18 protein-coding genes and 1 tRNA gene are annotated in these 20,906 nt (G+C 71.9%); 12 read left to right on the top strand and 7 right to left on the bottom strand.

The features are described from left to right. The first annotated feature begins 17 nt into the window (after window positions 1-17). Together PV963_RS23090 and PV963_RS23085 are read left to right on the top strand one after the other, a co-directional pair. Window positions 18-1,127 (top strand): ScbA/BarX family gamma-butyrolactone biosynthesis protein, encoded by a 1,110-nt coding sequence (locus PV963_RS23090; protein WP_274817649.1) that lies wholly within the window; start codon window positions 18-20, stop codon window positions 1,125-1,127. Further along, window positions 1,124-2,056, top strand: a complete 933-nt coding sequence (locus PV963_RS23085) for an NAD-dependent epimerase/dehydratase family protein (RefSeq protein WP_274817648.1) — start codon at window positions 1,124-1,126, stop codon at window positions 2,054-2,056. Before PV963_RS23090 ends, PV963_RS23085 begins: the two co-directional genes overlap by 4 nt. Here the strand turns inward: PV963_RS23085 and PV963_RS23080 are convergent. From PV963_RS23080 to PV963_RS23065, 4 genes are all read right to left on the bottom strand, one after another. Continuing rightward, a complete protein-coding gene (locus PV963_RS23080; protein WP_274817647.1) occupies window positions 2,001-3,359 on the bottom strand; it encodes a cytochrome P450 family protein in 1,359 nt (452 codons plus the stop codon). The two genes, PV963_RS23085 and PV963_RS23080, sit on opposite strands and share 56 nt — an antisense overlap. A gap of 156 nt (window positions 3,360-3,515) precedes the next feature. Further along, complete coding sequence (locus PV963_RS23075; RefSeq protein WP_274817646.1) at window positions 3,516-4,247, bottom strand: ScbR family autoregulator-binding transcription factor; 732 nt, start codon at window positions 4,245-4,247, stop codon at window positions 3,516-3,518. Between the two features lie 136 nt (window positions 4,248-4,383). Next, window positions 4,384-5,043 carry a response regulator transcription factor gene (locus PV963_RS23070; protein WP_274822099.1) on the bottom strand — a complete coding sequence of 220 codons (660 nt, stop codon included), beginning with the start codon at window positions 5,041-5,043 and terminating at the stop codon, window positions 4,384-4,386. Further along, window positions 5,033-6,304: a sensor histidine kinase gene (locus PV963_RS23065; protein WP_274817645.1), complete on the bottom strand. Its 1,272-nt coding sequence runs from the start codon at window positions 6,302-6,304 to the stop codon at window positions 5,033-5,035. Before PV963_RS23065 ends, PV963_RS23070 begins: the two co-directional genes overlap by 11 nt. 156 nt (window positions 6,305-6,460) lie before the next feature. Between PV963_RS23065 and PV963_RS23060 the strand changes: the two genes are divergently transcribed. The 3 genes from PV963_RS23060 to PV963_RS23050 are packed head-to-tail and all read left to right on the top strand — an operon-like array spanning window position 6,461 to window position 10,211. Then, window positions 6,461-7,186 (top strand): ABC transporter ATP-binding protein, encoded by a 726-nt coding sequence (locus tag PV963_RS23060; protein ID WP_274817644.1) that lies wholly within the window; start codon window positions 6,461-6,463, stop codon window positions 7,184-7,186. Continuing rightward, a complete protein-coding gene (locus PV963_RS23055) occupies window positions 7,180-9,618 on the top strand; it encodes an FtsX-like permease family protein (protein ID WP_274817643.1) in 2,439 nt (812 codons plus the stop codon). The genes PV963_RS23060 and PV963_RS23055 overlap by 7 nt, the downstream gene beginning before the upstream one ends. A gap of 59 nt (window positions 9,619-9,677) precedes the next feature. Continuing rightward, entirely contained in the window at window positions 9,678-10,211 is a 534-nt protein-coding gene (locus PV963_RS23050) for a winged helix-turn-helix transcriptional regulator (RefSeq protein ID WP_274817642.1), read from the top strand. Window positions 10,212-10,312: 101 nt separating this feature from the next. Here the strand turns inward: PV963_RS23050 and PV963_RS23045 are convergent. Next, window positions 10,313-10,396: transfer RNA gene (locus PV963_RS23045), tRNA-Leu, on the bottom strand. A 474-nt stretch (window positions 10,397-10,870) separates the two neighbouring features. Between PV963_RS23045 and PV963_RS23040 the strand changes: the two genes are divergently transcribed. The 6 genes from PV963_RS23040 (at window position 10,871) to pknB (ending at window position 19,104) form a co-directional block, all read left to right on the top strand. Further along, window positions 10,871-11,731: an FhaA domain-containing protein gene (locus tag PV963_RS23040; protein ID WP_274817641.1), complete on the top strand. Its 861-nt coding sequence runs from the start codon at window positions 10,871-10,873 to the stop codon at window positions 11,729-11,731. 10 nt (window positions 11,732-11,741) lie between these two features. Continuing rightward, a complete protein-coding gene (locus tag PV963_RS23035; protein ID WP_274817640.1) occupies window positions 11,742-12,248 on the top strand; it encodes an FHA domain-containing protein FhaB/FipA in 507 nt (168 codons plus the stop codon). A 140-nt stretch (window positions 12,249-12,388) separates the two neighbouring features. Continuing rightward, window positions 12,389-13,945: a Stp1/IreP family PP2C-type Ser/Thr phosphatase gene (locus PV963_RS23030; RefSeq protein ID WP_274822098.1), complete on the top strand. Its 1,557-nt coding sequence runs from the start codon at window positions 12,389-12,391 to the stop codon at window positions 13,943-13,945. Window positions 13,946-13,972: 27 nt separating this feature from the next. Beyond that, window positions 13,973-15,427: an FtsW/RodA/SpoVE family cell cycle protein gene (locus tag PV963_RS23025; protein ID WP_274817639.1), complete on the top strand. Its 1,455-nt coding sequence runs from the start codon at window positions 13,973-13,975 to the stop codon at window positions 15,425-15,427. After that, window positions 15,424-16,902: a peptidoglycan D,D-transpeptidase FtsI family protein gene (locus PV963_RS23020; RefSeq protein WP_274817638.1), complete on the top strand. Its 1,479-nt coding sequence runs from the start codon at window positions 15,424-15,426 to the stop codon at window positions 16,900-16,902. The genes PV963_RS23025 and PV963_RS23020 overlap by 4 nt, the downstream gene beginning before the upstream one ends. A 168-nt stretch (window positions 16,903-17,070) precedes the next feature. After that, window positions 17,071-19,104 (top strand): Stk1 family PASTA domain-containing Ser/Thr kinase, encoded by a 2,034-nt coding sequence (gene pknB / locus PV963_RS23015; RefSeq protein ID WP_274817637.1) that lies wholly within the window; start codon window positions 17,071-17,073, stop codon window positions 19,102-19,104. A 71-nt stretch (window positions 19,105-19,175) separates the two neighbouring features. On the opposite strand, the gene PV963_RS23010 is transcribed toward pknB, so the two are convergent. Both PV963_RS23010 and PV963_RS23005 read right to left on the bottom strand, forming a co-directional pair. Then, on the bottom strand, window positions 19,176-20,006 hold the full coding sequence (locus tag PV963_RS23010; protein WP_274817636.1) for an FAD-dependent monooxygenase: 831 nt from the start codon (window positions 20,004-20,006) through the stop codon (window positions 19,176-19,178). After that, the gene (locus PV963_RS23005) at window positions 19,958-20,266 is read right to left on the bottom strand and encodes an FAD-dependent oxidoreductase (RefSeq protein ID WP_274817635.1); all 309 of its coding nucleotides are present in this window, start codon (window positions 20,264-20,266) and stop codon (window positions 19,958-19,960) included. The genes PV963_RS23010 and PV963_RS23005 overlap by 49 nt, the downstream gene beginning before the upstream one ends. A 63-nt stretch (window positions 20,267-20,329) precedes the next feature. Between PV963_RS23005 and PV963_RS23000 the strand changes: the two genes are divergently transcribed. After that, entirely contained in the window at window positions 20,330-20,887 is a 558-nt protein-coding gene (locus PV963_RS23000; RefSeq protein WP_274817634.1) for a TetR/AcrR family transcriptional regulator, read from the top strand. Window positions 20,888-20,906: the final 19 nt, after the last annotated feature.

Raw genomic sequence — 20,906 nt, 5'->3', positions numbered from 1 at the left:
CGATCCTGGGGGTTCTCATGCCGCAGTCAGAACCTTTAAGCGCACCCACGGACGATCAGACCGGACAGGAGGGCCGTCCGGCAAACAGAACCACGTCGGCCGTCGAGAACGCGCCACAAGCCGCACTCACCGGTTCCACCGAAGTCCCCGGAGCCCCCGGAGCTCTCAAAGTCCCCGGAGCCCCCGAAGTCCCCGAATCCACCTCGGTCACCAAGGAACTGGCCCACCGCACCACCGAGGCAGACGTCTTCCCCACCCGGTGGCGCCGAATTTCCGAGACCCGCTTCCGCTTCACCGCTCACTGGCCGGCCACCCACGCCTTCTTCGGCCCCGTGGACGACCGCCACCAGGACCCGATGATCGTGGGGGAAACGTTGCGGCAGGCCTCGATGGTGCTCGCGCACGCCGAGTTCGGCGCCCCCGCCGACACGCACTTCGTCATGTGGGACCTGACGGTGCACACCGACCCGACCGCGCTCCTGCTGTCGGACGCGGCCGAACCGGTCGACGTCGACGTCGTGTGCTCAGAGATACGCCGTCGCGGTCGCGGCCTGCACAGCATGCGGACCACGATGGAGTTCCGCCGCGCGGGCCGCTTCGTCGCCCGCGGCACCGGCAGCACCGGCTGCACCTCGCCGCTCGCCTACCGCCGTCTGCGACAGAAGCAGTTGGCCGCACTCGGCACCCCGGTGCCCCTGCTGCCGGGCATATCGCCGGCACTCGCCGGCCGCTTGCGCGCCGAGGACGTCGTCCTCGCCCCGGCCGACCGCCCCGGCGTCTGGCGGCTGCGCGTGGACACCGGCCACCCGGTGCTCTTCCCGCGGCCCAACGACCACGTGCCCGGCATGGTCCTGTTCGAGGCGGCCCGCCAGGCGGCGACCGCCGCGTCCGGCCGGCACCCCTTCCTGCCCCGCTCGATGACGGCGACCTTCGCCCGGTACGCCGAGCTGCACAGCCCGTGCTGGATCGAGACGGAGCTGCTCGACGGGAATCCGGGAGATCCGGGAGATCCGGGGGAGACGACCGTACGGGTCTCGGGGCGGCAGGACGGCGAGTCCGTCTTCAGCGCCACGCTGACCGCCGCGCTGCCCTCCCCACAGCCGGCCCGAATACGGTCCCTGTCGTGACCGTCACCTTTCTGATCACGGGCGCGAGCGGCTTCGTCGGCCGCAGGGTCGCGGCCGACGCACACCGGCAACCCGGCGTCCGCGTACGGCACTTGTCGCGCCGTACCGCACCGGGAGCAGAGCCCGGCGAGTCCGTCCACGGCGACCTTCTCGATCCGCCCTCCCTGCGCGGCGCCTGCGCCGGCACCGACGTCCTGGTGCACTGCGCCACGCGGGTCGGCGGCGACGCCGAGAGCGTCGAGGCCGTCAACGACCTGGGCACGCGGGCCCTGGTCGAGGAGGCTCAGCGAGCCGGGGTACGCCGGATCGTGTACGTGAGCACGGCCGCCGTCTACGGCCGGGGCCCCTTCCGCGGTGTGCGCCCCGGGGAGGTGCCGATCGCCCCCGCGTCGGCCACCAGCCGCACCCGGGCCGCCGCCGAACGGCACGTCCTCGACGCGGGCGGCCTGGTGCTGCGCCCGCACCTCGTGTACGGCGAGGGCGACCGGTGGGTCGTCCCCGGACTGGTGTGGCTGCTGGGCGAGTTGTCTGCGACCCTCACCGGCTGCGAGGCGCTCCAGTCGATGATCGACGTGGACACCCTGGGGCGTGCGGTGGTGGCCGCGGCCCTGTCCCCGGCGCACGGCGGCGGTGTGCACCACGTCAACCACCCCGAGCCGGTGGGGGTCCCGGACCTGCTCGGCGCCGTGTGCACGCTGCTGGAGGAGCCCGGCGGCGGTGCGGCGGTGGACGTCGCCACCGCCCTGGACCGGGCCGCCGGGAAACCGCTCGCCCTCCATCACCTCGGCATGCTCACGGTCGACCACTGGTTCGTGGACGACACCTTCTGGAAGGACCTCGACTGCTCGCCCGGCGAGGGATTCGGGGCCGCGTTCAGGCGCGCGGCACCCTGGTACCGCTCGTTCCTCCCAGGCCGGAAAGCCTCCTGATCGCCTCCGCCTCCTCCGGACGCGGACCCGGTTCCGGTTCCGGTTCCGGTTCCGGCCCGGCATCCCGGCCGTGCAGCAGCACGGGCAACTCCTGGTGGCCCGTGGAGATGATGGAGCGCAGCCGCTGCGGAGGCCGGGACGGATCGGCCAGGGCCAGCCGCGGGAAGCGGTCGAACAGGGACGTCAGGGCCGCCGTCGCCTCGGCCATGGCCAGGGGCCGGCCCAGGCAGTGGTGCACGCCGTGGCCGAAGGAGACGTGGTCGCGGCTGGTGGGCCGGGTGACGTCGAACCGTTCGGCGTCCGGGCCGTGCCGCTCGGGGTCGCGTCCGGCACCGGCGAAGGAGACCACGACCGGATCGCCCTTCGGGATCGTCAGACCTGGCTCGATCTCGATGTCCTCGACGGCGTAACGCAGACCCGACATGGCACCGGGCGCCTCGAGGCGCAGCGACTCCTCGAGGGCGTCCTCCCAGGTCGCCTGCCCGGATCGGACCAGTTCGAGCTGGTCGGGGTGGGCGAGCAGGCTGTGCACGGTGTTGTCGATGAGGTTGACGGTCGTCTCGAAGCCCGCGGTGAGCAACAGGATCAGGTTGTCCATCAACTCCTGTTCGCTGAGGCTGCCTTCGTCGTGCGCGGCCATGAGGGCCGTCGTCAGGTCGTCGGCCGGGTGCTCGCGCTTGTACCGGAGGAACGCGGTCAGCGTGCCGTACAGCTCGACCCCGTTGGCCTGGGCGTCCTCCAGGGAGATCGCCGTGTCGAAGAAGCGGCTGATGATGCGGTAGAGGGCTCCCCGCGGGCCGTCCTCACCCGGCGGTACGCCGAAGAGCTCGCACACCACCTCGTGCGGCACCGGCGCCGCGAACGCCGCCCGCAGGTCGACGACTTCACCCTCGGGGATCCGCTCCAGGTCGTCCAGCGCCCGGTCGACGATCTCCTGGACGCGCGGGAGCAGCGCCTCGACGCGGCGCTTGGTGAAGGCGGCGGCCATCGGCTTGCGCAGCCGGCTGTGGTCGGTGCCGTAGGCGGTGACCATGTTGCGCACCGACACCCAGATCGCGAGCGGCCAGGTGCGGGAGATGTCCCCGTTGATCCAGGCCGGCCAGTGCTGGAAGGCGTCCTTGCTCGTCTCGGGGCCGGCCAGGAGCCGTTTGTTCAGCTCCAGGCCGTTGATCCACCACGCCCGTACGCCGCCCGGGAGTTCCACCTCCACGGCGGGGCCCTGGGCCCGGATCCGGGATATCTCGTCGTAGAGATCCCGGCCGGACGGGTCGATCGCCAGGAAGGGACAGGCCTGCTGTGCCATGTCTCATCGCTCCTTGGTCCAGAGGCTGGGGAACCATCGTGCGGTTCACGTGACGAAAAAACTTGGCATCCGGTTTGTTTTGGCCATCGCTTCCACCACTGTCGGCCATGGGAAGGTCGGCCGGAAGTCGGCCGGAAGCCCCGCCGGGACGCCCGGCTACCGCAGCGCGAGCCCGGCCCGGCCCGGCTCCTCCAACGCCCCGTCCGCCTCCCTGCCGACGTCCGGCTCCCTGCCGGCGTCCGCCTGCCTGCCGGCGTCCGGCTCCGCGTGGTCCGGCTCGGTCCCGGCCGGGTCCAGCGCGCCGGCCAGGTGCGGTGCGGCCACGCACGGCAGGAGCAGGTGCCACAGGTCGGTCAGGGAGGGCCGGGCGAGCCAGCCGGGGTCCTCCCGGGCCAGCACCTCGATGCCGGTCGTGGCGGCGAGGACGACGGCGCTGGAGCGGTGCGGCGGCATCCCGGCGGCGAGTTCGCCCCTGCGCTCCGCCTCGGCCAGCAGCTCGTGCACGCACTCCCGCCACTCCCGGCGCAGGTCACGCACCCGCCCGGCGACCGCCTCGGCGTTCAGCCGCAGCCCCGCGCGCACCACGATGTCGGCGCACAGCAGCCGGGCGACGTGGTGCGTGACGTCCACCAGGCGCTGGAGGGCGCACCCGTCGCCGCCGCGGCCCCGGCCCGCGACCCGGCGCAGGGCACGGGCGGCCGCCTGCTCGACGGCCTCGGCCACGGCGGCCTTGTTCGCGAAGTGGAAGTGCAGCGCGCCGGAGCTGACGCCGGCTCCCGCGCTGATCTCCGCAAGACTGGCCCGGACGTATCCCCGTGCCTCGAACTGCTCGGCCGCCGACCGGATCAGCGCGAGACGGGTCCGGACGGCCCGGTCCTGTTTGGTCACCCCTGGCTCCCGTGGAGGGCTCTGATGGCGACGCAATGAAACCAACTCGCTGGTTTTTCCACAACGCGCCCGCTGCCCGAGGGACTTGGGTCCGGCCCGGACCTGCCCCCCCGGACCCGGCCGACCGGCCGCGCGCCTACGCCCGCAGATACGCCAGCACGGCCAGCACCCGGCGATGGGTCTCGTCCGCCGGCGGCAGGTCCAGTTTGGTGAGGATGCCGGAGATGTGCTTGCCGACGGCCGCCTCGGAGACGACCAGTTCGCGGGCGATCGCGCCGTTGGACCTGCCCTCCGCGATCAGCGCCAGCACCTCGCGCTCCCGCGGGGTGAGGCGCTCCAGCGGGTCGCGGCGGCGGCGCAGCAACTGCCGTACGACCTCGGGATCGACGACCGTGCCGCCGTCGGCCACCTCGCCGAGCGCCTCGACGAACTCCTCGACCTGGCCGACGCGGTCCTTGAGCAGATAGCCGACGCCCGTGCCGTCACCGGAGTCCAGCAGCTCGGCGGCGTAGCGGCGCTGCACGTACTGGCTCAGGACCAGGACGGGCAGTGTGGGCCGGTCGCGGCGCAGCCGCACGGCCGCGTGCAGGCCCTCGTCCTGGAAGCCGGGCGGCATCCGCACGTCCGTCACGACCACGTCGGGGGTGTGCTCCCCGACGGCCGTGATCAGTGCCTCGGCATCCCCCACGGCCGCGACGACCTCGTGCCCGCAGCGACCGAGCAGCCCGACGAGCCCGTCCCGCAGCAGCACGCTGTCCTCGGCCAGGACCACCCGCAGCGGTCGCTCAACTCGCAGGGCCACAAGGGATCTCCACACGCAGCAGGGTCGGTCCGCCGGGCGGACTGGACAGGGAGAGTCTGCCATCGAGCACCGACACGCGGTCGGCGAGTCCGGTCAGTCCGCTGCCCTCCCCGGCCCGCGCACCGCCGCGCCCGTCGTCGCGGATCCGAAGGACCAGCCGGCCGTCGCGGTGCCCGCCGCTCACCTCCGCCCGGCTCGCCCCGCTGTGCCTGCCCACGTTGGCGAGCGCCTCGCACACCACGAAGTACGCGGCGGCCTCGACGGCTTGGGGGAGCCGCCCGGGCAGCTCCAGGTCTACGTCCACGGGCACGGCCGAGCGGTCGGCGGCGTCGGCGACGGCGGCTTCGAGGCCGTAGTCGGCGAGGACCTTGGGGTGGATGCCGTGGATGAGCTCGCGCAGTTCCGCGAGCGCCGTGCCCGCCTCCTCATGGGCCTTGGCGAGCTGGTCGGCCAGCGGTCCCGGCGGGGCGTCCAGCCGGGCCAGGCCGAGCGTCATCGTCAGCGCGACGAGCCGCTGCTGCGCCCCGTCGTGCAGATCGCGCTCGATGCGCCGCCGTTCCGCCTCGAACGCGTCCACCAACCGCACCCGGGACCGGGCCAGTTCGACCACCCTGGCCCCCAGGTCGGCCTCGCGCGGGGCGATCAGCAGCCGCGTCAGCCCGGCCCGAGCACCGGCGGCGACGCCCAGCAGGTAGGCGCCCAGGGCGAGCAGGAGCAGTCCGAGGACGGCGAACCCGACGGCAGCCGGCCAGGTGGTGACCAGCCACACCTTGAGCACCTTCGCCTCTCCGAAGACGGCCATGAGCAACGGAGTCGCCACCACGGAGAGCGGCCCCAGCAGGAAGGCGGTGAACGCGAGAGCATCGACCGGCCACAACAGCCCCGCGAACAGCAGGGCGTGGCCCACCTCCCGCCAGGTGGCCCGCTCCCGCAGCCGGGTCGACAGCCAGGCGCGCAGCCCCGGTTCCCCGGGCGCCTCGTGCGGGTCGGACGCCGGCTCCGCGTCGACCAGCCGCAGCCGGAACCGCTCGAGAGCCGCCACCGGAATGCCCGCCAGGACCGTCCCCAGCAGCAGAGGCAGCCCCACCAGCGCGAGGGCGAGCACCCCGCCGGCCGCCACCGAGACCACGATCCCCACGAGCACGACGGCACCGGTCACCGCGCCGGTGAGCAGATATCCGGCCGACCGCCACGGCCACGCCCCCAGCAGATAGCCGGGGCGGGACATGGCCTGCCACACGTTCCGAGGATGCATGGGGATCACCGTAGAAGCGGGCCGGGGCCCCGGCCATGGGCTCAGGCCGAGGCCGGATGGTATGCCTGGCCCTACCCCAGGTCTAGGCCTCGCCGCACTGCGCCGGCCCGCCCCCGCCCGGTTTCCTGGAAGCGACACCGACACCAGGGGGAACCCATGACACACGACGCCATCCGGCTGGACTCCGTCACCAGGGCGTACGGAACCGTGACCGCACTCGACGAGGTCTCCCTGGCGTTCCCCGCCGGAACCTTCACCGCCGTGATGGGCCCCTCCGGCTCCGGCAAGTCGACCCTGCTCCAGTGCGCCGCCGGCCTGGACCGGCCCACCTCCGGCTCGGTCACCCTCGCCGGCACCGAGCTGACCGGGCTGAGCGAGCGGCGGCTGACCCTGCTGCGCCGCGAGCGCGTCGGGTTCGTCTTCCAGGCGTTCAACCTGCTGCCCTCGCTGACCGCCGAGCAGAACGTCGCCCTGCCCCTGCTCCTGGCCGGCCGGCGCGTCCCGAAGGCCCGGGTGCGCCAGGCGCTCCAGCAGGTCGGCCTCGCCGACCGGGCCCGGCACAGACCGGCCCGGCTCTCCGGTGGCCAGCAGCAACGCGTCGCCCTGGCCCGCGCGTTGATCACCCGGCCCGACGTGCTGTTCGCCGACGAACCGACCGGCGCCCTGGACACGCGGACCGGCCGCGAGGTGCTCGGGCTGCTGCGCGGCATGGTCGACCGCGAGGGACAGACGGTCGTCATGGTCACGCACGACCCGGTGGCCGCCGCGTACGCGGACCGCGTGCTCTTCCTCGTCGACGGGCGCGTGCACGGGGAGTTGACCGGTCCGAGCGCCGACGCCGTCGCCGCGCGCATGACCCGCCTGGAGGCCGTGCCGTGCTGAGCGTCGCCCTGCGCACCCTGCGCACCCGCTGGGCCACCTTCACCGGCAGCTTCGTCGCGCTCGCGCTGGGCGTGGCACTGCTGACCGTGACGGGCCTGGCCCTGGCCTCGTCGGCCACCGCCCCGGAACGCGCCCCCGAACGCTTCGCGGCGGCACGGGTCGTCGTCAAGGGCCAGGACACGCTGCGCGTACCGACCCCGATCGGCGACCGCGAGTCCCGGCTCGCCCACCCGCGCCCGGTACCCGCCACGACCGTCGCCGAGTTGCGGAAGCTGGGCCCGGTCGTGGCGGACAGGTCATTCGCCGTCCGCGCCACGGGCGCCCCCGCGGACCTGGTCGGCCACCCCTGGTCCACCGCCGCGTTCGCCCCCTACGACCTCGCCACCGGCCGGGCTCCCCGCACCGCCGGCGAGGTCGCCGTCACCGGCGACTGGACACGCCCCGGCCGGCGGCTCCACACCGACCGGGGCCCGGTACGCGTCGTCGGCACGCTCACGTCACGCGGCTTCGAGAGCGCCGTGTTCTTCACCGACGCCCGCGCCGCCCGACTGGCGCCCCCGGTCACGCAGTTGGCCGTCGAGGCCGATCCGGCGGCCGTACGGGAGGCGGTGGGCGACAGCGCCCAGGTCCTCACCGGCAACGCGCGCCGCCTCGCCGATGCCGACCCCGGCCGGGACAGCGAGGCGCTCACGGCGATGAACTCCCTGTTCGGCACCGCCGGCGGCGTCACCGCCTTCGTGTCGGTCTTCGTCGTGGCGTCGACGTTCGCCTTCGCGGTCGCCCAGCGGCGCCGGGAGTTCGCCCTGCTGCGCACCGCCGGGGCCACCCCGGGCCGGCTCCGCCGGACCGTCCTCACCGAGGCCCTCGCCGTCGGCGCCCTCGCCTCCGCCACCGGCTGCGCCCTCGGCTCCCACGCAGCGCCGCGCCTCGCGGCCTGGGTCGTCGACAACGGCCTCGCCCCTGCCTGGTTCACCATCGGCGACCACACCTGGCCGTACCACGCGGCCTTCTGGACCGGCCTGCTCGTGGCGCTGTGCGGAGCGACCGCGGCGTCCTGGCGGGCCGGCCGCACCGGCCCCACCGAGGCACTGCGCGAGGCCTCGGCGGAGAGCGGGACGATCACCCGGGGCCGCCTGCTGTCCGGCACGGCCCTGCTGCTGACGGCCGCGGTGACACTGGGCCTGTCCCTGGCCGGCGACCCGGCCGGCCTGTTGCACCGCAAGTCCTACATCAGCCGCCCGATGCTGCTGATCACCGCGGCCGCCCTGCTCTCCCCGCTCGTGCTGCGCCCCCTGACCCGGCTGCTGACGTGGCTGCCGGGCGCCTGCGCCCTGCTGGTCCGCGAGAACACCGCCGCCGGGATGCGCCGCACCGCAGCGCTCGCGGCCCCCGTCCTGGTCACCGTCGCCCTCGCGGGTTCCCTGCTCGGCGCCACCGCGACCCTGAACCGGGCGAAGACCACCGAGACGAGCGAGCGCACCACCGCCGCCTTCGTCGTGACCCCGCCGACCGGCACGGGCTTCGACGACGCCGCCCTGCGCAGACTGCGCGCCGTCCCGGGCACCGAGATGTCACCGACGTCCTCCACGTCCGTCCACGTCCTGGAGGACGGCGTGGCCCTCATCCGCTCCGAGGCCCGCGCCGCCACCCCCGGCCCCCTCGCGGCCACCACCCGCCTGCCCCTGGCCGCCGGCGAGGTGGCCGACCTCGACGACGACTCGATCATCGTCAACGAGGAGTGGCAGCGGCACCGGGTCGGCGACCGGGTCCGCGTCTGGCTCGGCGACGGAACGCCGCGCCCCCTGCGGATCGCCGCGGTGATGACCACCGGCACCGGCGACAACGGCGTCTACGTCACCCCGCGCAACGCCCCGGGCGCCACGGTCGACCGGATCGACGTGGCCCTGACCGACGACGCGGACCCGAAAACCGTCGCCACCGCCCTGCACCAGGCGCTCGGCACCGGGAACGGACAGGTCCTCACCCGCGACGCATGGATCCGCGCCACCCACCCCGAGACCAACCGCACCACGCGCCTCGGCCTCCTGCTGGTCCTCGGCATCGCCCTCCTCTACACGGGCATCTCCGTGGCCAACACCATGGTGATGGCGACGTCCGACCGGGCCCGCGACCTGGCCGTGCTGCGGCTGGCCGGAGCCACCCGCCGGCAGGTCCTGCGGCTGACCGGCGCCGAGGCCCTGACGGTCGTGGCGGCCGGCGCGCTCCTCGGCCTCCTGGTCGCCGCCGTCAACCTGGCCGGCATGGCGAGCGCCCTCGCCCTGCTGTCGGCCCCGGCCACGATCGCGCTCCCGTGGCAGGCCCTCGGCGCGACGACGGCCGTCTGCGCCCTCCTCGCCGTGACCTGCGCGCTCGCCCCGGTCGCCCTCGCCCTGCGCCGCCACCCGGCGGAACCGGCGGGCGTACGGGAGTGACAAATCCGGGGACCCCGAGGGCGAGTCCATCTCATGATGAAACCGATAACCTGGCAGCCGTGAAACGGACCTCGTTCGACACCTGGCCCTGCTCCATCGCCCGCACCGCGGACATCCTGGGCGATGCCTGGAGCCTGCTGGTGCTGCGCGAGGTCTTCTACGGCGAATCCCGCTTCGACGGCTTCATCGGCTCGCTCGGCATCGCCCGCAACACCCTCACCGACCGGCTGCGGCGCCTGGAGGCCGAGGGCCTGCTGCGCCGGCAGGCCTACCGGAGCGACCCGGTCCGCCACGAGTACCTGCTGACGGACAAGGGCCGCGACTTCTTCGGCGTACTCGCCGCGATCAACGCCTGGGGCGACCGCTGGCTGACCGGCGACACGGGCGCCCCGGTGGTCCTGCACCACACGCCCTGCGACCACGACACCGAGGCCCGCGTCGTCTGCTCCTCCTGCGGCGAACCACTGCGCCACCAGGACATGACCGCCCGCACCGGTCCCGGCTACCCGGCCCGTCTCCTCGACGACCCCGCGGTACGGGAACGCTTCGCCCCCGGGCGGTCGCTGGGGGACCCCCGAGCCGACCAGTCCTGAGAGCTTCCTCACACAAGCGCCCCACGGGCGCCGCGAGACAACCATCACATCCGCAGACACGAAAACGGGCGGCATCTGATCGATGCCGCCCGTTCCGACGGTGCGCGAGGGGGGAGTTGAACCCCCACGCCCTTGCGGGCACTGGAACCTGAATCCAGCGCGTCTGCCTATTCCGCCACCCGCGCATTGGGTGTGTCGTGGGCCCCTGCCCCTTGGGGCCTGGCGCCTGCCGACACCCAGAACATTAGCACGCGGGGCGGGGTGGATTCACATCCCTTCTTCCGCAGGCAGACAGGCCGCCGAACCTTCGGTGCCCTGGCCACGTATCAACGCGTAGCGCTTCACGTATCAACCTCGTACCGGTACCCCCCGTCTCCGCAGGAGGCGGTCGGGGTCCACAGTCGGGTGCGGGACACTGGTCTTCGGCCGCCTCTACGATCCTTGTCAGGAGTACGCGAGAGCGGTTGCGCGGCAGCCGTAGCACCGGAGGAGTTCGAAGGGGAGCTCCACAGGGAACTTCGTCAGGCGTCGACACCCGTCGACCGGGCTGACAGGGGGAACCAGCCGATCGACCGGCGCGTGGATACGATCAGTAAGCAGTACCAGGCAAGCGGCCCGCAGGGCAGTACACAGGACGGCAGCGACGGAGGAGGTGCCCCATGGGAGTCCTGAAGAAGTTCGAGCAGCGTCTCGAAGGTCTGGTCAACGGCACCTTCGCCAAGGTGTTCAAGTCCGAGGTCCAGCCCGTGGAGATCGCCGGCGCGCTCCAGCGCGAGTGCGACAACAACGCCACCATCTGGAACCGCGACCGGACGGTCGTGCCCAACGACTTCATCGTGGAGCTGAGCACGCCGGACTTCGAGCGGCTCAGCCCCTACTCCGGCCAGCTCGGCGACGAGCTCGCCGGCATGGTGCGTGACTACGCCAAGCAGCAGCGCTACACCTTCATGGGCCCGATCAAGGTGCACCTGGAGAAGGCGGACGACCTGGACACCGGCCTGTACCGGGTGCGCAGCCGTACGCTCGCCTCCTCCAGCAGCCAGCAGGCCCCGCCAGGCGCCGCGCCCGCGGCCCCGCCCGCCGGACGCCCCGGCGGCTACGGATACCCGCCGGCCGCCGCACCCGCGGGCGCCCCGCCCATGCCGGCCGCGCCGCCGCCCGGCGGCCGCCCAGGCGGGTACGGCTACCCGCAGCCCGCGGGCGCCCAGCGGCCCCCGGCCGCCCCAGCGGCCGGCGGACGCACCCGCCACTGGATCGAGATCAACGGCACGCGCCATCAGATCTCCCGCTCGACGCTGGTGCTGGGCCGCAGCACCGAAGCCGACGTGCGGATCGACGACCCCGGCGTCTCCCGCCGGCACTGCGAGATCCGGACCGGAACGCCCTCGACGATCCAGGATCTCGGATCCACCAACGGCATCGTGGTGGACGGGCAGCACACCACCCGCGCTACGCTCCGCGACGGCTCGCGGATCGTCGTGGGCAGCACCACCATCATTTACCGGCAAGCCGAAGGGTGAAGCGGGGGCAATGTCAGAGCTGACCCTCACGGTCATGCGGCTGGGTTTCCTGGCCGTACTGTGGCTGTTCGTGATCGTGGCCGTGCAGGTCATCCGGAGCGACCTGTTCGGTACGCGTGTCACCCAGCGCGGATCGCGACGGGAGGCAGGCCGGCAGCAGGCCGCCCGCCAGGCCCCGCCGCAGCAGCGCCAGCAGTCCGGCGGCGGCCGGCGCGGCCGTAACGCCCCCACCAAGCTGGTCGTGACCGAGGGCACCCTCACCGGCACCACGGTCGCGCTCCAGGGCCAGACCATCACCCTGGGCCGGGCGCACGACTCGACGATCGTGCTGGACGACGACTACGCCTCCAGCCGCCATGCCAGGATCTACCCGGACCGCGACGGCCAGTGGATCGTCGAGGACCTCGGCTCCACCAACGGCACGTACCTGGACCGGAACCGGCTGACGACTCCCACACCGATTGCGCTGGGCGCGCCGATCCGCATCGGCAAGACCGTCATCGAGCTGCGGAAGTAGTGCTACATCATGGATAGGCGCGAGCGGAGCGAGCACGCAGTGGCGGGCCCCACCCCGGGCCCCGGCGCGCTCCCGACCGGAGGGTGGGCAGTGTGGCTCGACACGACCGGCTGTACCCGGAGCCGACGGGCGAGGTGCGCATGAGTCTGTCACTGCGCTTCGCGGCCGGATCGCACAAGGGCATGATCCGGGAGGGCAACGAGGACTCCGGATACGCCGGCCCGCGCCTGCTCGCCATCGCCGACGGCATGGGCGGCGCCGCGGCGGGCGAGGTCGCCTCCTCCGAGGCCATCTCCACGATCGTCGCGCTCGACGACGACGTCCCCGGCTCCGACCTCCTCACCTCGCTCGGCACGGCCGTACAGCGCGCCAACGACCAGCTGCGCTCGATGGTCGAGGAGGACCCCCAGCTGGAGGGCATGGGGACCACCCTCACCGCCCTGCTCTGGACCGGCCAGCGCCTCGGCCTGGTCCACGTCGGCGACTCCCGCGCCTACCTCCTGCGCGACGGCGTACTGACGCAGATCACGCAGGACCACACCTGGGTGCAGCGCCTGGTCGACGAGGGCCGCATCACCGAGGAAGAGGCCACGACCCACCCGCAGCGCTCGCTGCTCATGCGCGCCCTCGGCAGCGGCGACCACGTCGAACCGGACCTGTCCATCCGCGAGGTCCGCGCCGGTGACCGCTACCTGATCTGCTCCGACGGCCTGTCCGGCGTGGTGTCCCACCAGACCCTGGAGGACACCCTCGCCAGCTACCAGGGCCCCCAGGAGACCGTCCAGAACCTCATCGAGCTGGCACTGCGCGGCGGCGGCCCGGACAACATCACCGTCATCGTCGCCGACGTCCTCGACCTCGACACCGGCGACACCCTCGCGGGGCAGTTGTCCGACACCCCCGTCGTGGTCGGCGCCGTCGCCGAGAACCAGCACCAGCTGCACGACAACGGCATCATGCAGACCCCCGCCGGCCGCGCCTCCGGCCTCGGCCGCCATGGGCACGGACAGGGCGGCGGTGGCGGCGAGTTCGGCCCGCCCGGCTCCGGCGACACCACCGGCTACATCCCGGCGGCCGGCCTGGGCTACGGCGACGACGACTTCGTCAAGCCGCGCAGGAAGGGCCGCTGGCTGAAGAGATCCCTTTACGGCGTCCTCGCGCTGGCCGTCGTCGGCGGCGGTCTGTACGGCGGCTGGCGCTGGACGCAGACGCAGTACTACGTCGGCGCCGAGGACGAGCACGTCGCGCTGTACCGGGGCATCAGCCAGGACCTGGCGTGGGTGTCGCTCTCGAAGGTCGAGAAGGACCACCCCGAGATCGAACTCAAGTACCTGCCGCCCTACCAGCAGAAGCTGGTCAAGGCGACCATCGCCGAGGGCGGTCTGGATAACGCCCAGGCGAAGATCCAGGAACTGTCGGTGCAAGCCTCCGCGTGCAAGAAGGAGGCGCAGCGGCGCGAAGCCGAGAGCCAGAACAACTCCAAGACCGGCGAAGGCGAGGCCGGGGGCACCACGGGAACCACTCCCGCCTCCTTCACGTCCAAGGCCACACCGACACCGAACCCGTCGAACCCGTCGGGCTCGCCGTCGGCGCCTGAGAAGTCCCCGAACCCGTCCACGACCGCACCCACTCCCAGCCCCGGCCCCAGCCTCTCGGAGGAAGAGCAGAAGGTCGTCTCGCTGTGCGGTAAGCAGTAGGCAAGCCGTGAGAGGCCCTGTTACACGATGAGCGGTACGAACACATCGCACTCGCCGACGCACCACACGTCCACGATCGGCGCGATCGGCGCACCGAGCAGACGCAACACCGAGCTCGCACTGCTGGTGTTCGCCGTCGTCATCCCGGTGTTCGCCTATGCCAACGTCGGCCTGGCCATCAACGACTCGGTGCCGCCGGGCCTGTTGAGCTACGGCCTCGGACTCGGCCTGCTCGCGGGCGTCGGCCATCTCGTCGTCCGGAAGTTCGCGCCGTACGCGGACCCGCTGATGCTGCCGCTGGCGACGCTGCTGAACGGACTCGGTCTGGTCGTCATCTGGCGCCTGGACCAGTCCAAGAAGCTCCAAGCGAGTAACACGTTCGTCGAGGCGGCTCCCCGCCAGCTGCTGTACTCCGCGATGGGCGTCGCCCTGCTGGTGGTCGTGCTGATCTTCCTCAAGGACCACCGCGTCCTGCAGCGCTACACCTACATCTCCATGGCCGGCGCGCTGTTCCTGCTGGTCCTGCCGCTCGTGCCCGGACTCGGCGCGGACGTCTACGGCGCCAAGATCTGGATCAAGATCCCCGGCCTCGGCACGCTCCAGCCCGGCGAGTTCGCGAAGATCGCCCTAGCGGTGTTCTTCGCCGGCTACCTCATGGTCAAGAGAGACGCCCTGGCACTGGCCAGCCGCCGTTTCATGGGCCTGTACCTGCCGCGCGGCCGTGACCTCGGCCCGATCCTCGTCGTCTGGGCGATCTCGATCCTCATCCTGGTCTTCGAGACCGACCTCGGTACGTCGCTGCTGTTCTTCGGAATGTTCGTCATCATGCTGTACGTCGCCACCGAGCGGACCAGCTGGATCGTCTTCGGTCTGCTGATGTCCGCGGTCGGCGCCGTCGGCGTGGCGAGCTTCGAGCCGCACATCCAGACGCGTGTGCACGCCTGGCTCGACCCGATGCGCGAGTACCAGCTCAGCCGTGCCGGGGTCAGCGACGGCGTCGTCCACTCCGAGCAGGCCATGCAGGCCCTGTGGGCCTTCGGTTCCGGCGGCACCCTCGGTACCGGCCTCGGGCAGGGCAACTCCGACCTCATCGGCTTCGCCGCCAACTCCGACTTCATCCTCGCCACCTTCGGCGAGGAGCTGGGCCTCGCCGGTGTCATGGCGATCCTGCTGCTCTACGGCCTGATCATCGAGCGGGGCGTACGCACCGCGCTCGCGGCCCGCGACCCGTTCGGCAAGCTGCTGGCCATCGGCCTGTCCGGCGCCTTCGGCCTCCAGGTCTTCGTCGTGGCCGGCGGCGTCATGGGCCTCATCCCGCTGACCGGTATGACGCTGCCGTTCGTGGCCTACGGCGGTTCCTCCGTGATCGCCAACTGGGCGCTGATCGGCATCCTGCTGCGCATCAGCGACACCGCCCGCCGCCCGGCCCCGGCCCCGGCCGGCAATCCCGACGCCGAGATGACTCAGGTGGTCCGCCCGTGAACAAGCCCCTGCGCCGGATCGCGGTCTTCTGCGGTCTGCTCGTCCTGGCCCTGCTCATCCGCGACAACTGGATCCAGTACGTCCAGGCCGACGAGCTCAGGACCAACAAGGAAAACCGCCGCGTCACCATCGAGCGCTACGCCTCCCCGCGCGGCGACATCATCGTCGGCGGACAGCCGATCACCGGCTCGACCGAGACCTCCGGCAGCGACTTCAAGTTCAAGCGGACCTACAAGGACGGCCCGATGTGGGCGCCGGTCACCGGGTACGCCTCGCAGGCCTTCGGCGCCACCCAGCTGGAGTCCATCGAGGACGGCATCCTCACCGGCAACGACGACCGGCTCTTCTTCCGCAACACCCTCGACATGCTCACCGGCAAGAAGCAGGAGGGCGGCAACGTCGTCACGACGCTGAACGCCGCCGCGCAGAAGGCCGCGTACAACGGTCTGAAGAAGCAGGGCGGCAAGGGCGCCGTCGTCGCCCTGGAGCCGTCCACCGGCAAGATCCTGGCCCTGGCCTCCTACCCGTCGTACGACCCGTCGTCCTTCGCCGGGAACTCCACGACGACGGACACCGAGGCCTGGCAGAAGCTCCAGAAGAAGAACAACCCGGACGACCCGATGCTCAACCGGGCGCTGCGCGAGACCTACCCGCCCGGCTCCACCTTCAAGGTGCTCACCGCGGCCGCCGCCCTGGAGGACGGGCTCTACACGGACCCGAACCAGAAGACGAACACACCGCTGCCGTGGATCATGCCGGGTACCACGACGCCCCTGAAGAACGAGGGCAACATCCCTTGTAAGAACGCGACGCTCCGGGTCGCCCTGCAGTACTCCTGCAACACCGTCTTCGGCAAGATCGGCGCCGACCTCGGCAACGACAAGATGCTGGACATGGCCAAGAAGTTCGGCTTCACCGAGGAGCAGTTCACGCCGGTCCGCGCCAACGCCTCGGTGTTCTCCGACAACATGAACGCCTCGCAGACCGCGCTGTCCTCCATCGGCCAGTTCAACACCGCCGCGACCCCGCTGCAGATGGCCATGGTCGCCTCGGCCGTCGCCAACGACGGCAAGCTGATGAAGCCGTACATGGTCGACGAGCTCCAGGCCCGCAGCGTCGACACCCTCGAGAAGACCGACCCCGAGGAGCTCAGCCAGCCGCTGTCCTCGGAGAACGCCCAGAAGCTCCAGTCGATGATGGAGACGGTCGTCAAGGAGGGCACCGGCTCCAACGCCAAGATCCCGGGCGTCACGGTGGGCGGCAAGACCGGTACCGCCCAGCACGGTGTCGACAACAGCGAGAACCCCTACGCGTGGTTCATCTCGTACGCCAAGGACAGCGACGGCAGCTCGCCGGTCGCGGTCGCGGTCGTGATCGAGGACGACAACGCCGTCCGTGACGACATCTCCGGCGGCGGCCTCGCGGCGCCGATCGCGAGGAACGTGATGGAGGCGGTCATCGAGAGCAAGCAGTGACCCCGCTCACGTCTGCTTCACATCGGTGCACGTTGCGATACCGGTCCTGTATCGGCTGACGGGCTTGGCCAGGTCACACAAAGCGAGCCGGGTACGGTAGGCCCGGACGGCAGCCTCCGACCGTACAAGTTTCCGGTCGGGACCGACGGAGAGGGCTGGTAGGTAGCTATGGAAGAGCCGCGTCGCCTCGGCGGCCGGTACGAACTGGGCCAGGTGCTCGGGCGTGGTGGCATGGCGGAGGTCTACCTCGCGCATGACACCCGCCTCGGCCGCACCGTGGCGGTGAAGACGCTGCGCGCGGATCTCGCGCGTGACCCTTCCTTCCAGGCCCGGTTCCGCCGGGAGGCCCAGTCGGCCGCCTCGCTCAACCATCCCGCGATCGTCGCGGTCTACGACACGGGCGAGGACTACATCGACGGGGTCTCGATCCCGTACATCGTCATGGAGTACGTGGACGGCTCGACGCTCCGCGAGCTGCTCCACTCCGGCCGCAAGCTGCTGCCGGAGCGGGCCATGGAGATGACCATCGGCATCCTCCAGGGCCTGGAGTACGCCCACCGCAACGGCATCGTCCACCGCGACATCAAGCCCGCGAACGTCATGCTGACGCGCAACGGCCAGGTCAAGGTGATGGACTTCGGCATCGCCCGCGCCATGGGCGACTCCGGCATGACGATGACGCAGACGGCCGCCGTCATCGGCACCGCCCAGTACCTCTCACCGGAGCAGGCCAAGGGCGAGCAGGTCGACGCGAGGTCGGACCTCTACTCCACCGGCTGTCTGCTCTACGAGCTCCTGACGGTGAGGCCCCCCTTCGTCGGCGACTCCCCGGTCGCCGTCGCGTACCAGCACGTACGCGAAGAGGCGCAGGCCCCCTCGGTCTTCGACCCCGAGATCACGCCCGAGATGGACGCGATCGTACTGAAGGCACTGGTCAAGGACCCGGACTACCGCTACCAGTCGGCCGACGAGATGCGCGCCGACATCGAGGCCTGCCTCGACGGCCAGCCGGTCGCGGCCACGGCCGCGATGGGCTCGGTGGGCTACGGCGGCTACCCCGACGACCAGCCGACGACGGCCCTGCGCGCGGACTCCGGCGCGGGCGCCACGTCGATGCTGCCCCCCATGAACCCGGACGAAGGCGGCTACGGCTACGACGACCGCCCCGACCGGCGCCGCCAGCAGCAGCGCAAGTCCAACACCTCGACGATCCTGCTGGTGGTGGCGGGCATCCTGGTGCTGGTCGGAGCGATCCTGATCGGGCGGTGGGCGTTCAGCGGCAACGGAGGCGTGGGCGACGACACGCTCGCCGCGCCCAACTTCGTCGGCGAGACCGAGCAGAATGCCCGGAAACTCGCCACCAACGCCGACCTGGAACTGTCCTTCACCAAGAAGCCCTGCGAGGAGCAGGCCAAGGGCAACATCTGCTCCCAGGACCCGAAGGCCGGCGTCAACGTCAAGAAGGGCGACACCATCTCCCTCGTGGTGTCGACCGGGGCGCCGAAGGTCGCGGTGCCGAGCGTCGTCGGCGACAGCCTGGACGACGCCAAGGCGACGTTGGAGGGCGACAAGTACAAGTTCGTGGTCGAGACGAAGTCGAGGGAGTCCTCGGAGGACCCCGGCACCGTCCTCGAGCAGAACCCGGAATTGGGCGAGGAGGTGGAGAAGGGCACCACCATCACCCTCACCATCGCCAAGGAGGCGGCGAAGTCCACCGTTCCGGACGTCCTCGGCCAGACCTGTGACGCGGCCAAGCAGCAGATGCAGGCCAGCAACCTGGTCGGCAACTGCACCGAAGTGCCGACCGGCGACGACAACCAGGTCGGCAAGGTCATCGCGACCACCCCGCAGGCCGGCACCTCCGTCGACAAGAACTCGGCGGTCAACATCCAGATCGGCAAGAAGGAAGAGCAGAAGAAGACTCCGGTGCCGACCGTCGTCGGCCAGAGCGTCGGCCAGGCCAAGCAGATCCTGGCGGCGGCCGGCTTCACCAACATCCAGTTCGCGGGTGGCAGCGACCAGAGCGACAACGCCATCGTCTCCGGCCAGGACCCGCAGGGCAACACCGAGGTCGACGACCCGGCGGGCACGACGATCACCCTCCAGACCGTCGGCTTCGGGAACAACAACGGCGGCAACAACAACGGCGGCGGCGGAAACGGCGGCCTCTTCGGCGGCATCACCGGCCGAGAAGAGGACTGACCCGTCGGGTCGCACCCGAGCAACGGCAGGGCCCCGGCACCCTCGACAGGGCGCCGGGGCCCTGCCGTGTGTCAGGCCGGCGGCCTGCCGACCGTGAGGAACAGGCGCATCGCGGCGTTCCGCACCGGGGCGAGCGGGCGTCGGGTGTGCACCGCGCGGTTCATCAGGCGGGCGGCGCGGGCCAGACGCTGGGTGGGGCGGCGGCGGGCCGTGTCGTAGGCGGCGAGTGCGTCCTCGACACGGACCCGGGCCGTGAGTTCACCGGCCAGGGTGACGGCGTCGATCAGCGCCTCGCAGGCGCCCCGGCCGAGGTCGGGCGTCATCGCGTGGGCGGCATCGCCGATCAGGGCGATGCGCCCGCTGACGTAACTGGGGAGCGGCTCGGCCAGGTCGTACAGGTCGTTGCGGGAGATGCCCGCGCCGCCGCCATCCGCCACACGGTCCAGGACCCTGCGCACACCGGCATGCCAGGTACCGAAGTGCCTTCGCAGGGCCGCGAGATCGCCGCCGGGCACGGGGACGCGCTCGGGTGCGGGGGCGCAGGCGAACCAGTTGGTGTGACCGCCCGCGTGCGGGGTGACGCCGAAGCGGGCGCCCTGTCCCCACGTCTCGCTGATGGCCTCGGTGTCGAGGTCCACGGTGCCGTGCCACGCGGTGACTCCCGAATAGCGGGGACCGTACGCGTCGCCGAAGAGGGCCGCTCGGGCGCGGCTGCGCAGACCGTCCGCGGCGATGACGACGTCGCAGTCGGTCGCGTCGGCCAGGGCGCGCACGTCGCTCACATCCTGCCCGTAGCGCACCACACCCTCGTCGAGCGCGGCGGTGAGGATCTCGAACAGGGCGGGCCGCGCGATCACGTGCACGCTGTCGCCGGTGCGGCGGCGCAGGCCCGCGAAGTCCACGTTCCCGATGAGGCGGCCGTCGGGCCGGAGGAAGGTGCCCCGGGCCGCCGGTCGGGCCCGCTCCCGGGCAGCCCGCCGACGCCCAGCTCGTCGAGCGCCCGCAGCGCGGCCGGCCACAGACCGACGGAGGTGCCGGTGCCGGTGCCGGGCGGGGCGGGAGCGCGCTCGTGGACCTCGACGTCCCAGCCGCCGGCCCGGAGGTGAACGGCGGTGGCGAGACCGCCTATGCCACCGCCGACAATGATCGCTTTCCTGGACATGCGACCACGGTACTATGTTTGTAGTAGCGGCACTATATTCATAGTGAAGGAGAGGTCCGACCCATGCCGGGCAGACGAGACGAAGTACTGGACGCGGCCATCGAGGTACTGGCCGAGGGCGGACTGCGGCGCCTCACCTACCAGGCCGTCGACACGGCCGCAGGCGTCCCCGCGGGCACCACGTCCAACCACTTCCGCAGCCGCGACGCCCTGGTCGCCGGCGTCGTCGGCCACCTCGAGGCCCAGGACAGGCGGGACTGGGAGCGCGTCGCGGGCGAGCCGACAGCCGAAGACCCCGAAGCCTTCGTCGCCGCCCTGACCCACATGATCCGCCACGCCCTCGGCCCGGCCCGCCCCCGCACCGCCGCCCGCTACGCCCTGATCCTCGAAGGCCTCGCCCGCCCCGCCGTCCGCGCACCACTGAGCCGCGCACAGGACTCCCTGATCAGCTGGGTGGCCCAGTGGCTGGCCACCCTGGGCTCACCCGAGCCACAGGAGCACTGCCGCGTCCTGTTCGACTACCTCGACGGCATGATGTTCCACCAGGTGGTCATGCCCCGGGCGCACTTCGACCCCGAGCCCGGCATCCGCCTGGTGCTCGGGGCGCTGGTTCAGCGCTAGGGTCCGACGGCCGACCGCC

This window comes from Streptomyces coeruleorubidus, assembly GCF_028885415.1.
In the GTDB taxonomy this organism is placed as follows: domain Bacteria; phylum Actinomycetota; class Actinomycetes; order Streptomycetales; family Streptomycetaceae; genus Streptomyces; species Streptomyces coeruleorubidus_A.
The sequence above is the reverse complement of the archived record's forward strand: the minus strand, read 5'-3'. Positions and strand labels throughout refer to the sequence as shown.